Annotated in this window: 9 protein-coding genes; 3 read left to right on the forward strand and 6 right to left on the reverse strand. The window is 73.1% G+C overall.

The features are described 5' to 3' along the window. Positions 1 to 6: 6 nt before the first annotated feature. The 3 genes from ACT3TZ_RS09170 to ACT3TZ_RS09180 are packed head-to-tail and all read right to left on the reverse strand — an operon-like array spanning position 7 to position 4,577. On the reverse strand, positions 7 to 2,061 hold the full coding sequence (locus ACT3TZ_RS09170; RefSeq protein ID WP_444583104.1) for a glycosyl hydrolase: 2,055 nt from the start codon (positions 2,059 to 2,061) through the stop codon (positions 7 to 9). After that, a complete protein-coding gene (locus ACT3TZ_RS09175; RefSeq protein WP_444583105.1) occupies positions 2,058 to 2,795 on the reverse strand; it encodes an HlyD family efflux transporter periplasmic adaptor subunit in 738 nt (245 codons plus the stop codon). Before ACT3TZ_RS09175 ends, ACT3TZ_RS09170 begins: the two co-directional genes overlap by 4 nt. A 24-nt stretch (positions 2,796 to 2,819) precedes the next feature. After that, on the reverse strand, positions 2,820 to 4,577 hold the full coding sequence (locus ACT3TZ_RS09180) for a glycosyltransferase family 2 protein (protein ID WP_444583106.1): 1,758 nt from the start codon (positions 4,575 to 4,577) through the stop codon (positions 2,820 to 2,822). A gap of 537 nt (positions 4,578 to 5,114) precedes the next feature. Here ACT3TZ_RS09180 and ACT3TZ_RS09185 point away from each other — a divergent pair. Together ACT3TZ_RS09185 and ACT3TZ_RS09190 are read left to right on the forward strand one after the other, a co-directional pair. Further along, positions 5,115 to 6,455, forward strand: a complete 1,341-nt coding sequence (locus tag ACT3TZ_RS09185) for a glycoside hydrolase family 76 protein (RefSeq protein ID WP_444583107.1) — start codon at positions 5,115 to 5,117, stop codon at positions 6,453 to 6,455. 118 nt (positions 6,456 to 6,573) lie between these two features. Next, positions 6,574 to 6,996, forward strand: a complete 423-nt coding sequence (locus ACT3TZ_RS09190) for an organic hydroperoxide resistance protein (RefSeq protein ID WP_444583108.1) — start codon at positions 6,574 to 6,576, stop codon at positions 6,994 to 6,996. Positions 6,997 to 7,134: 138 nt separating this feature from the next. Here the strand turns inward: ACT3TZ_RS09190 and ACT3TZ_RS09195 are convergent, their stop codons facing one another. The 3 genes from ACT3TZ_RS09195 to ACT3TZ_RS09205 all read right to left on the reverse strand — a co-directional run bounded on the left by ACT3TZ_RS09195 (position 7,135) and on the right by ACT3TZ_RS09205 (position 9,861). Then, complete coding sequence (locus ACT3TZ_RS09195) at positions 7,135 to 7,752, reverse strand: biotin transporter BioY (RefSeq protein WP_444583109.1); 618 nt, start codon at positions 7,750 to 7,752, stop codon at positions 7,135 to 7,137. 88 nt (positions 7,753 to 7,840) lie between these two features. Next, a complete protein-coding gene (locus ACT3TZ_RS09200; protein ID WP_444583110.1) occupies positions 7,841 to 9,214 on the reverse strand; it encodes an MFS transporter in 1,374 nt (457 codons plus the stop codon). After that, a complete protein-coding gene (locus ACT3TZ_RS09205) occupies positions 9,211 to 9,861 on the reverse strand; it encodes a GntR family transcriptional regulator (RefSeq protein WP_444583111.1) in 651 nt (216 codons plus the stop codon). The genes ACT3TZ_RS09200 and ACT3TZ_RS09205 overlap by 4 nt, the downstream gene beginning before the upstream one ends. A gap of 225 nt (positions 9,862 to 10,086) precedes the next feature. Here ACT3TZ_RS09205 and ACT3TZ_RS09210 point away from each other — a divergent pair, with 225 nt between their 5' ends. After that, complete coding sequence (locus tag ACT3TZ_RS09210; RefSeq protein WP_444583112.1) at positions 10,087 to 12,930, forward strand: HAD-IC family P-type ATPase; 2,844 nt, start codon at positions 10,087 to 10,089, stop codon at positions 12,928 to 12,930. Positions 12,931 to 13,218: the final 288 nt, after the last annotated feature.

Consider the following 13,218-nt stretch of genomic DNA (forward strand, 5'->3'; position numbering starts at 1 on the left):
GTCCCGTCAGCGGGTCATGATGAACGCCAGCAGGTAGCTGCGGGTGTTCCCGTCGTCGACGTGGTCGTCGGCGATGGTTCGTGCCGCCTCGAGCGCGGACGCCTTGGCCTCGTCCCCGCCGAACGCCGAGTACATGAGCAGCCAGTCCCCGTACAGCTGCGCGAAGCCGCCGTTCGCGGTGCCCTCGGCGATGTTCCTGCGGACTCGCTCCGGGTCGGCCCCCAGATGGTCAGAGCTCGGGGACATGGGGATCACGAGGATCGCCAGGGCCGCGGCGGGCTCGGGGGAGAACCACGTGGCGTAGTCGCGCTTGCCGCCGAACTGCAGGGGGATCACCGAGTGCCCGAAGCCCTCGTAGACGGGATCCGAGGCGTCGAAGTCGGTCCAGTAGGTGCGGGCCGCCAGCGACTCGTGGGCCAGCAGCCAGGCCGCCTGGGACGCGAGGGGGTCGTTGCCGCGGGCCTGCGCCCACAGCTGCAGCCCCGCCCAGGCGGTGGTCGCCTCCGAGCTCGACTCCTGGTTGTTGCCGTCGGCGAACGGGGACGTCCCCGAGGCCCACGAGTGCGAGGCGTAGGCGTCGAACACGCGCCGGACCGGCACCGCCTCGGTGGCCGCGTCGCACGCGATGTCGGCGGCGAGCGCGTCCAGGACAGGGGCCAGCTCCTCGGCGAGCTCCGCGTCCGTCGCGGCGAGGGTGCCCGCGGCGTACAGGAAGTACCCGTAGTGGAAGTGGTGGTCGTTGAACTCGTCGGACCCGAAGGACGGCGTGAGGCCGACGACGCCGTGGTTGGTCTCGTCGTAGGTGAAGCAGAAGGCGTCCCTCTGGGTGCCGCCGTCGACCTCGGCCCACATGCGGATCTGCGTGAGCACCCGCTCGCGGATCGACGTCGCGGCCTCGTCCGCCCCGACCTGCCGGGCGATCGCGAGGAGCTGGGCGTCGCGGTGCAGCGCCTTGCCGCCGAAGTAGGTGTCCGCGGGGTAGTCCGGCAGGGCGGCGGCATCGGCCACGACCTGCGTCGCGAGCTCCCCGCGCTGCTCCTCGGTCAGGGCGGAGAGGTCCAGGTCGGGTCGCACCTGCTGGACGGGGGCGCTCCAGGTCAGCTCGGTGCCGCGGCGCAGCACGAGCGTGCCGTAGGCGCTGGGGTAGGTCCCCAGCACGTCGTCCCCCTCGGTGTCCGCCGCGTGGTGGGGCATGGCGGCGATCAGGGAGTCTTCTCCCGCCGTGGTGGTGTAGGTCAGGGTGCTGCGGGCCTCGCCGCCGGAGACCTCGTAGGCCAGCGCCGTCGAGGTGACGGGTGCCGCGAGGTCCACGAGGTCCGCGGCGCGACCGTCCGGGGGCACCGCGAGGAAAGTCGCGGTGGAGCCCCGGGGCAGGGTGCAGGTGGCGCCGTCGATCGTGCCGCCGTCGGTGACCAGCGCATACGTCTTCTCGCCCACCCGCAGCACCGCCGCATCGCTGCCCGTCGTGGGTGCGCTGAGCGTGAGGGACACGTCCGTGAGGGCCTGGATGCCCACCCCTGGCCACCCCTCGGCGATCGTCAGGTGGGCCAGCTCCGTCCCGGAGGAGTCCTTCTCCAGGATCGTCACGGACGCCTCGTCGTAGGCCGAGACGACGGCCGATGCGGCGCCGGCCAGCGTGACCGTGACCTCCGGGGCGTGGGTGCCCATGATGGTCTTGGCGGTGGTGGTCACCGTGGGCAGACCCACCGTGAAGCCGTCGTCGACGAGTGCGAAGGACAGCGGCAGGGGATAGACGGCCAGCGGCGCGTCCCCGAAGACGAGTCCCGAGAACCAGCGGTTGGTCGGCGGCACCAGGCCCTCGCCCAGGCGCTCCGCCCTGAGGTCCTTGACCGCCTTCAGCGGTGGCAGGGCGGACATCGATGCCTCGACGGCATGGGCCGTGAACGCCGGGACCCCGGAGGTGCCGGGAGGGGCGGGGGTGGCGCTGGCCGTGCCCCCGCCGGACGGATCCCCGCCGCCGAAGAGCGTGCATCCGCTCGCGCCGAGGGCGATCGCCCCGGCGGGGAGCGCGGCCAGCAGTGTCCTGCGCGCGGGCCTCATCGCAGTCCCACCGTGCGCAGGAAGTCCATCAGGGCGTCGGTCGGACCGGCGAGGATCCCGTCGTCGGTGAGCTCGACGGTCACGGACACCGGGGCGCCGTCGGTCGCGATGAGCGAGAGGTCGTCGCCGTCGAGCTCGGGGCTGGTGACGAGCGCGCGGGTGATCGCCTGCCCGTCCTCGGTGACCACGGAGGCGGATTCGACCGTCCCCTCGATGGAGCGGTCGTCCGGCAGCAGGATCGTGGCGCGGGCGCCCTCCTCGAGCCGGCCGTAGTCCCGCGGGGTGAGGCGGAACTGCGCCTCGACGGTGCGGGGCGTGGACTGGACGATGGTCGCCACGGGGTTGCCGGCGCCCAGGTAGTTGCCGGGGGTCGCGGTGAGCTCGGTGACCCGGCCGTCCGCGGTCGCGCGGTAGACGATGGTGCCGGAGGCGGGATCGATGTCCATCGCCTCGTTCGAGCTCGCGGAGAGCCCGTGGACGGCGTCCTGCTGCAGCTCGACGCTCGACATGGTGAACAGCACCTCCCCGGCCGCGACCTCGTCCCCGAGGGACACCTGGATGTCTATCACGACGCCGGGTGCCACCGCGGCGACCTCGTAGTGGGGCTGTTCGATCGCGGCGCTCACGGAGAGCGCCTGGCGCTGGCGCTGGTTGAACACGAGGCACAGGGCCCCGGCCAGCACCAGCACGAGGACGACGGAGAGCAGGAGTCTGAGACGGCCTATCCAGGTCATGACGGGTTCCTCGGGTGGTGGGGATCAGGTGACGATGCGGCGCCGGGCGCCGCGCATGCGCTGCCCCGAGAGACGGGCTGCGACCGCGTCCGCCGGGGTGGACAGGGGACCGGGCGCGGCGAGCGCGGCGGTGGTGGCGGCGGCCTTGGCGAGATCGCCGCGCACGGCCAGACGGCCGGAGCTGCTCGCGCGGATCTCGCCGAGGGCGACGACCACGAAGGTCAGGAGGATCGCGGAGTTCAGGCCGCACCACACCGTCGCGATCGAGATCTGGCCCAGCATCGAGTCCCGCCAGACGCCCACCGCGGTGGTGCACAGCAGGAAGACCAGGACGCAGACCTGCGGGCCCATCACCGTGAACGGCGAGACGCGCTTGGTCGCGCCCGTGACCGACCAGGCCTGGTCGCGGCCCATGACGACGTTGAGGAGCGCCTTGGCGTAGATGGGGAACGAGCAGGCCGCGAGCATCAGGACCTCCCATCGGAAGGATCCGAGGGTGAAGAAGGCCAGCACGATCTGCAGCACGTAGAAGCCGCCGTAGAAGAGCACCCACGTCTCCCAGCCGACGTCCATCGACACCGGGCGGAGGTCGAAGAAGATCTCGAGGGCGGGCACCAGCAGCAGCAGGCCGGGGACGATGCCCGTGAAGTAGTGGGTGGCGGTGATGAAGTACATGAGGCGCTGGTCGAGGTTCAGACGCCGGCGGAGGCCCAGGGGGTTGGCCTGGAAGAGGATCTCGAAGCCGCCCGTGGCCCAGCGCAGCTGCTGCTTGGAGTACGCGACGATCGTGTCCGGCGCGTCCCCGATCGCGAGGGTGGTCGCCAGGAACACCGAGCGCCAGCCGCGCTCGTGGAGCTTCAGCGACGTCCACACGTCCTCGGACTTGGAGTCGGTGACCATGCCGCCGACGTCGTCGATGGCCTTGCGGCGGAACACGACGTTGGTGCCCACGCAGAACGCGGCGTTGAAGGGGTTCCGGCCCGGCTGGATGAACCGGTAGAACATCGCCTGCATGTACCCGGCGCCCCGGGAGATGAAGTTGTGCAGGTTCCCGTAGGTCTGCGGGGTCTGCACGAACGCGACCGTGTCGTTGGCGAAGAACGGCAGCGTCTCCTCGAGCAGGCCGGGGAGCGGCACGAAGTCCGCGTCGAGGATCACGAAGAACTCGCTCTTGGCCAGCGTCAGCGCGTAGTTCACGTTGCCGGCCTTGGCGCCGTTGCTGGTGCGACGCCGCACGTACCGGCATCCGGACGCGGCCGCGAAGTCGCGGACCTCGTCGCTGTGGCCGTCGTCGAGGATCCACACCTCGTGGCGGCCGCGCACCGCGAGTGCCGCGAGCGCGGTCCGGCGGATCACCTCGAGGGGCTCGCCGTACACGGTGATGAGGATGTCCACGTCGATCGAGCGTCCGTCGATCTGCAGGGGCCACCGGGTCGGTGCGCCCTGCAGGCCCAGGGAGGAGATCCGGGCGATCGGGTAGAGCTCGTCCCGGGCCCGCCAGTACTCGTGGTCGCGCACGTCGCGGGTGCCGGCCAGGACCGTCCACATCGCGATGAGCGCGTGGAAGACGAGGATCGCCTCGGAGGCGATGACGAGTGCCCAGGGCAGGAAGTCCCCGCGGTGCGAGTGCTGGAGGAGGAAGAACCCGTAGCCGAGGCAGCCCGCGGTCGCGACGATGGTCAGCAGGATCATCACCGGCGAGTACTGCACCCGGGCGGCCTCGCGGCGGCTGATCGGGGTGAAGCGGTCGACGGAGGCGAGGTCGTGCAGGGATCGGGCCATGTGGACTCCTGGGCCGGCGGGGGATCGGGCCTCGTGCGGTCGTGCTGATGCACGACCGCGAGGCCACGGTGCCCGATCCGGACCGAGGTCCGTCCCGCAAGATGGGTGGGTGCCGCAAGCGTGCGCGAGACGGGTGAACGGGGCAAGTCCGATTCGCGACGTCCGTCCTCTGTTATCCCTTCGTGACCGTTCTGAAAATCGGCTCACATCGGCCATGACCGTGCGATACGGGCATCGGAACCGCGGCGGACCTGCGGCGATGCCGGGTGGCGGAGGGTGGGCTGTCGCTCCGTCCGATCGGGCGGCGGTGGTGGCCATCACTGTGAGCGGCGTCACGCGATGGCGGGTTCTGGTCGGACGCCGACGGCACCCGGGCCCGTCTCGGCACCCGGTCCCCGCGATCGGGGCGTACCGCTCCGATCGCCCAGGACGGAGCTTCCGGGGATCTCGGACCGATCCGCGCGAGGAGCGGACACGGGCGGCGAACCCCCCTAGCGTGAGGGACGGAACGCACACGAGCTCGATGAGGAGATCACCGTGACCACCACCGACCGACCCGTCCCCCGCCCCGCCTCGCGCGACGCAGCGCCGCGGCCGTCCCGCCCTGCCCGCCGTGCCCTGCTGGGATTGGCTGCGTGCGCGGGCGCGGCCCTGCCGTTGGCCTCGACGACCGCGTTCGCCGACGGGCCGACCCCCGACGCCACCGGGCCCGGTGAGGCCCGGGCCGCGGGGGCCGCGCCGGCGGGCACCGGTCGCCCCTCGGCCCGGATCGGCCGCGACCAGTGGCGTCGCAGGGCCCGGCGGGCGCTCGCAGCCCTGCAGCTGCACTTCGCCGAGCCCGCCCCGAGCGACATGCTCGCCGAGGTCATCCCGCGCCACGACGGGGACCCTGACTTCGCGTACTGCTGGCCGCTGTCGCAGGCCCGGGCCGCCGCCTGCACGCTGTCGTACGCCTTCGATCGCGTGCCCTCGGACGTCCGGGGCACGGTCGACCGGCTCACCCGTGCGCAGGAGGCCTACTGGTACCCGCCGGGCGGGACCACCGGCGTGCCCGGGTACACCGCCGCCTGCGACAGGGAGCAGGGCGCGCACGGCGACATGTACTACGACGACAACGCGTGGGTGGGCCTCCAGGAGGTCGAGGAGCACCTGCTGACGGGGGGCCGACGCGGCGACCTGGGCAGGGCGCGCGCGGTCCTGGAGCTGCTGCGCTCGGGGGAGTCGACGGATCCGAGCCTGCCGCACCCGGGCGGCATCTTCTGGACCCAGGCGGGCGAGGAGTCCGGCCGCAACACGGTCTCGACGATCCCGTCGGCCAAGCTGGCGCTGCGCCTGCACGTCCTGACGGGGGACCCGACGCTGCTGCGCGACGCCCAGCGCTGGGTCGCCTGGACCCGCGACACGCTGCTCGACGGCGACGGGCTGTTCTGGGACAACATCTCCCCGCGCGGCACCTTCGACGAGACCACCTGGAGCTACAACCAGGGGGTGCCGCTGGGCACCGAGGCGCTGCTGTTCGAGATCACCGGGCGCCGCGAGCACCGGGATCGGGCGATCGCGCTGTCCGATGCGATCGTGCGCCGCTATCAGCCCTTCGAGGACGGCGGCGACCTGGACCGCGAGCCGATCCAGTTCGCGGCGATCCTGATGGCCAACCTGGTTCAGGCCCAGGCCGTCGTGGGGGACCGGATCCCCGGGCGCGCCATCGCCCAGGCCTATGCCGACCGGCTCTGGTCCCGCCGGGATCCCGGCACGGACCTGTACGACGGCGACAAGCGCGAGGAGGAGGGGCGCCTGCACCTGCTGGACCACTCCGGGTACGCACGCGCCCTCGCCGTCGCCGCCCTGGACAAGAAGGCGGCGCGCCTGCTGTGCTGAGCGGGCAGGACCCCCGTCGGCGTGCCGACGAGACGTCCGCGGCCGTCGGCACGCGTCGACGGCGACCTGGCCCTCTCGCCGGAGGCGAGGGGCCACGACCTTTCGAGGAGGAGTCGTCATGAACGCTCTGTACGAGACCGAGGCGCTGTCCACGGGAGAGGGCCGCAACGGCCATGTCTCCGTCCCGGACGGCGGGCTCGAGCTGGACCTCGCGATCCCCACCTCCATGGGAGGTTCGGGGCGGGGCAACAATCCCGAGCAGCTGTTCGCCGCGGGCTATGCGGCGTGCTTCCACAGCGCGCTGCAGGCCGTCGCCCGGCAGAAGAAGGTGGCGATCGACGGATCGACCGTGGGTGCCCGGGTGGGCATCTCGGAGAACGGCGAGGGCGGATTCTCGCTCGCCGTGGACCTCGAGGTGGTGATCCCCGAGCTCGACGCGAAGACGGCGCAGGAGCTCGCCGAGGCCGCCCACCAGGTGTGCCCGTACTCCAACGCCACGCGGGGCAACATCCCCGTGCGGGTGACGGTCGGCGACGACTGAGCCGAGCCGATCCGATGGATGTGCGCGAGGCCCCGACCGCTGCAGCGGTCGGGGCCTCGCGGGTGTCGGACGCGCAGGTGCTGGGTCCCGGGAGCTCACGCTCCGGTCGGGAGGGCGGGCCTGCGTGCGGCGCTGGGGTCAGCGGCGCTCGTCGAGGGCGTGCACGCCCTTCCAGGCGACGGGGATCAGCACCGCGGCGATCGCGGCCTTGACCAGGCCGCCGGGGATGAAGGGCCACAGGCCGGCGGCGAGCACGTCGGAGACGCCCAGGCCCAGGCCGCCGACCACGTTGAGGATGATCGCGAGGTAGGGCACGCCCAGCAGGAACGGGACCACGCTCGCGGCCACGAACCCGGCCAACGCCAGGAGCGGCTTGCGGTCCCAGGCGCGCTCGGCGAACCAGCCGGCGACGAAGGCGGCGGGGATGAAGCCCAGGATGAAGCCGAAGCTCGGCGAGAGCACGGAGGCGGGGCCGCCGGTGAACTCGGCGAACACGGGGGCGCCGGCGAGGCCGACGGCCATGTAGGTCAGCAGCGACAGCGCGCCGCGGCGCGACCCGAGGGAGGCGCCCACGAGGATCACGGCGAGCGTCTGGCCGGTGATCGGCACGAGCGGCAGCGGGATCGTCAGCTGCGCGAGCGCCGCGACGACCACGACGCCGGCGAGGATCAGGCCGATGTCCTTGACCAGCGTGCGGTGCGGCGCGAGGGCGTCGGCCAGGACGGGTCGGCGGGCCGGGACGGCGATCGTGGACATGGAACTCCTCGGGTGGGACGGGGATCGGGGACGTCGGGTCGACGCGGGGATGCCCGCCCAGCCTAAGCGGGACGGGCATGCCGCGGGATCACGCCCGCGGACGACGCGGGGCGATGCCCTCCTGGCTGGCGCCGGGCAGGTGCGCCTGCCAGGCGGTGACGACCTCGATGAGGGTGAGGATCGCGATGACCGCACCCACGGTGAACATGACGGGGTAGCTGACGACGCTGGACAGCGCCGCGAGGATCATCGGGATGAAGAAGCCCAGGTAGGCCACCGAGTAGTAGGCGGCGGTGAGGCCCGCGAGGTCGTCGGGACCGGCGATCCGCTGGACCTCGCTGAGCCCGGCCACGAGCGCCAGGCCGTAGCCGCACCCGAGCACCGCCGCGGCGACGAAGCCGAGCACGAGGCTCACCTGCCAGGCCGCGAGGGCCGCGAGGGTCACGCCCACGGCGATGATCCCGATCGCGAGCGCCGAGGCGCGGGCGCTGCGGCGGGTGTCGATCCGCTTGCCGCTCGACTGGATGCCCACGCCGAAACCGAGGGTCACGACGGTCATCAGGCCCGAGAAGGCGATGGGGTACTGCCCGGCGCGGGTGGTCAGCAGTGCCGGGAGGATCGCGTACGCGGTGCCGGCCGCGCCGAACACCCACGGGGCCACGGGCATGACCACGCGCAGGAACCGCAGGTGCGCGGCGCCCGGCACCTTGAGGCGGCCCAGCAGCTGGCGCGCGGTGGGTCGTGTCGTGGGCCGCGGACGGGTCTCGGGGGCCGTGGTCAGCCAGATGCCGGTGACCAGCGTGAGGAACATGTGCAGCACGTAGGTGCTGCGGGCGGGGAACGGGGCCCACTGGGCCAGTGCCGCCGCGACGCCCGCACCGAGCAGGAACCCGCCGGTCAGGGCCAGCGATGCGCGGCGCGCACCGGCGGCGGGGCCGGCCCCGGCGCGATCGGACAGCTCCTTGATCCAGGCGGTGCCGATGGCCATCACGAGCCCGAGCGCGAGACCGCAGAACACGCGGCCCACGGCGATCACGGCGGGGGAGTCGGCGCCGACGGCCAGCAGCGCGGAGCCGATGAAGGACAGCGGCGCGGCGGGCAGCAGCATCGGGCGGCGGCCGAAGATGTCCGAGAGCGGGCCGCCGAGCAGCAGCGCCGGGACGATGCCCAGCACGTAGGCGGCGAGAAGGCCGTCGACGACGACGGGGGCGAAGTGGCCGACGTCGCGGTAGAGCACGAGCAGCGGGGTGAACTCGTTGCCGCCCCAGGCGATCGCCAGGATCGAGGCGGCCACGGGGATCCACGAGCGCGGTCCGATGGCCGCATGGGCGTGGTGGCGCGCGGTGGGCCTCGCGGGCGAAGGCGTCGCGTCGCCGGCCGTGGGGGCCGGAGCCGGCGCGGCCGACACGGTCGTCGGGGCAGCGTCCGTCGTGGCGGTGGTGGCCTGACCGGGGGTGCTCATGCCAGCACCTCCCGTGCGGACTCGAGATGGGCCTCGAGGGTGCGCACGTAGCCGTCGGCATCGCCCGCCTCGAGGTGGGCGAGGAGGGCGCGGTGCCCGGCGGCGAACCCGGCCGCCCGCTGGGCGTCACGCCGCAGGCCGCCGGCGACGAGGCGCTGCTGGTGCTCGCGGAGGCTGTGGGCGAAGGAGGCCAGGATCTGGTTGCCGCCGGCGGTGATGACGGCCAGGTGGAAGTCCGCGTCCAGGCGCGTGTACTCCTCGAGGTCGCCCTGGGCCACCGCCGCGTCCTGCGCGTCGAGCAGCTCCCGCAGCGGCGCGACCGCGGCGGCCCGACGCCCCGGCGGCAGGGCCGCGACGTGCCGGGCGGCGTGGGTCTCGACGAGCAGGCGCGCGTCGAAGACGTCGTCGGCCTCGCCGGGGGCGATGGGGGAGATGAGCACGCCGCGCTTGGGGTAGACGCGCACGAGCGACTCGGCCTGCAGGCGCATCAGCGCCTCACGGACGGGGGTGCGGCTCACGCCGAGCTCGGCGGCGACCTCGCCCTCGGAGGTCATCTCGCCTCCGGACAGGTCGCCGGAGAGGATCCGGCTCTTCAGGTGCTGGTAGACGCGGTCGGGGGCCGACACGGCCGAGGATGCAGACGACATGTATACATGTTGCATCCGTTGAGGTCCGCAGGACCAACGTCCCGGGGTCGGATGTGGCCGACGCCTCGTGCGGAGCGCCGCGGGGGACCGGCGGGGGTGACATCCGAGGGCGCGATGCGGGATCCGGGCCGGGGTGCGGCGCGTGATCGGGACGAAGGGCCGTCCCGGGGCGCAGATCGCACGAGACCCTGGTGGGACCAGCGGACCCCATCGACAGCAGAGGCCATGACGACCCACCGAGCAGACCGCCGCGACCCCGACGACGACAGCGCCCGGACGGGGGACGGCGTCTCCTCAGGGCTCGCCGCGCCAGGTCCCGCCGCTCCGTGTAGCACCGCGTCGGGCCTCGCCGCTCCGCGCGACACCGCGCCGGGTCCCGACCATCGGCTCCCCGCCGTCGTGGCCCCGCACGCCCTGCCCGCCGAGGAGGTCCTGTCGGCGCTCGACGCATCCGAGGCAGGCCTCGACGACGCCGAGGCGACCCGTCGTGCGGAGGTCTGGGGTCCCAACGCCCTGCCCCGCGGCGAGCAGGAGAGCGCCCTGCGGCGCTTCGTCCGCCAGTTCCGCGACCCCACCGTCTACGTCCTGCTGGGCGCGGTCGTGCTCACGGCCGTGCTCGGCGAGTACCTCGACATGGGCGTGATCCTCGCGGTCGTGCTCGTCAACGCCATGATCGGCTTCGTCCAGGAGGGCAGGGCCGCCGATGCGCTCGCCTCGATCCGCTCGATGCTGTCCCTGGACGCGCAGGTCCGTCGAGATGATGCATGGACCCGCCTGCCCGCCGAGCAGCTCGTGCCCGGGGATGTCGTGCGCCTGGGTGCGGGCGACAAGGTGCCCGCCGACGTGCGGCTGCTGGCCACCAGCGGGCTGCGCATCGAGGAGTCGGCGCTGACGGGGGAGTCGGTGCCGGCGGACAAGGACCCGGCGCCCGTCCCGCGCGATGCCGGGATCGGCGACCGCACCGACCTCGCCTTCTCCGGGACCACGGTCGTGGGCGGCTCCGCGCGCGGTGTGGTGGTCGCGACCGGCGCCGCCACCGAGATCGGGCGCATCACGCGGATGCTCGACGACGTCGCCTCGATCGAGACCCCGCTGACCCGGCAGATGGGCGCCTTCGGCAGGACGCTGGCGATCATCGTGCTCGCGATGGCCGCAGGCATGCTCGTGCTCGGCGCGGTCCTCCACGACCAGCCGCTGGGCGAGCTCGCGCTCGCCGCCATCGGCTTCGCGGTCGCGGCGATCCCCGAGGGGCTGCCGGCGGTCCTGACGATCACCCTGGCGCTCGGCGTGCAGCAGATGGCACGCCGCAACTCCATCACCCGGCGCATGACCTCGGTCGAGACCCTCGGCTCGGTCACCGTGATCTGCTCCGACAAGACCGGCACCCTCACCCGCAACGAGATGACCGTGCGGACCGTCGTGACACCTCGCGAGCGGTACGAGGTCACCGGCACGGGCTACGCCCCCGAGGGGGAGATCCTGGCCGACGGCACCCCCGTCGACCTGGCCGATGCTCCTGACCTCGCCGCGATCGCGCAGGTCGCGGCGCTGACCAACGACTCGACCGTCTCCCGTCGCGACGGGCACTGGCAGCTCGCCGGCGAGCCCACCGACGGCGGCCTGCGCACCTTCGCGCTGAAGTCGGGGGCCCGGGCCGACGAGGCGGCGCGCCGCGCGGAGCTGCCCTTCGACTCCGCCGTGAAGTACATGGCGACCCTCGACGACACCGCGGACGGCCGGGTGATCGACCTCAAGGGCGCCCCCGACCGATTGCTGGATCGCTGCGACCGTCAGGGCCACGGCCCGGACGCGACCGAGGCCCTGGACCGCGACCGCTGGGAGCGGACCATCGACGAGCTGGGCGGCCAGGGCCTGCGGGTCCTCGCCGCCGCCGTGCGCCGCGCGGACCCCGGGACCGCCGAGGTCACGACGGCCGACGTCGACGCCGGGGGCTTCGTGCTGCTGGGGCTCTACGGGATCATCGACCCGCCCCGCGCGGAGGCCGTCGCCGCGATCGAGGCCTGCCACGGGGCGGGGATCCGCGTCGTCATGATCACCGGCGACCACGCCGTGACCGCGAGCGCGATCGCCCGCGAGATGGGGATCTCCGACGACGGCGCGGTCGTCTCCGGCACCCAGCTCGAGGAGGCCGACGACGCCGAGCTGCGACGCCTCGCCGCCACCACCTCGGTGTTCGCCCGCACGAGCCCCGAGCACAAGCTGCGGCTGGTCAGGGCCCTGCAGGAGGACGGCGAGGTCGTCTCGATGACCGGGGACGGCGTCAACGACGCCCCGGCCCTCAAGCGCGCGGACGTGGGCGTGGCCATGGGCATCAAGGGCACCGAGGCCACCAAGGACGCCGCCGACGTCGTGCTCGCCGACGACGACTTCGCGACCATCGCCGACGCCGTGCGGCGCGGCCGCACCATCTACGACAACCTGCGCAAGGCGATCGTCTTCATCCTGCCCACCAACGGCGCGCAGGGCCTCGTGATCCTCGCGGCCGTCGTCGCGGGGTGGACGTTGCCGCTGACGCCCGTGCAGGTGCTGTGGGTCAACACCATCACGGCGGTCACCCTGGGACTCGCGCTCGCCTTCGAGCCGCCCGAGCCCGACGTCATGCGCAGGCCCCCACGCTCGCCGAGGGAGGGGATCCTCTCGCGTGCCGGGCTCGTGCGGATCGCCTACGTGTCGCTGCTGCTGGGTGCCGTGACCATCGGCGCGTTCTCGCTCACCGCGTCGACGGGGGCGGGTCTCGAGGTGGCGCGGACCGTCGCCGTCAACACCCTCGTCGTCGCGCAGATCCTGTACCTCCTCGCCTCGCGGTTCACGTCCGGCACCAGCCTGCGAGCGGAGCTGCTGACGACCAACCCGATCTCGTGGCTGTGCATCGGCGTGATGCTGCTGCTGCAGCTGGCCTTCGTGTACCTGCCGCCGATGCAGGTCGCCTTCGCCTCGGCGCCCGTCGGGTGGATGGGCTGGGTGCTGCCGCTGGCCGCCGGGGTGCTCGTGCTGGCGGTGGTCGAGGTGGACAAGGCGATCGTGGGGGCGTGGCGGCGGGGTCGCTGAACGGCGGCGTGGCGTCGGGCGCGAGCTCCCGAGCTCCGATCGTCCGGGCGCCCACACTCTGGCCGGGCACCTGTGTTCCCACATCGGCCAGGACGCCTGGAGGGCGGCATCGCATGCGCGATGCCGCCCTCTGCGCATCCGGGGAGCCCGTCGCGAGCCCCCCCTCGCAGAGACGGCGCACGGCCCATCTCCGCCGCAGGCCTCCGTCCCCTCTTGACGTCCGATCGGTTCCATGGTTCATTAGTCAAGTAATGAACCACTGGACCGATGGGCCGGACCCGGAATGAG

Source organism: Brachybacterium sp. AOP25-B2-12, from assembly GCF_052378625.1.
Classification (GTDB): Bacteria; Actinomycetota; Actinomycetes; order Actinomycetales; family Dermabacteraceae; genus Brachybacterium.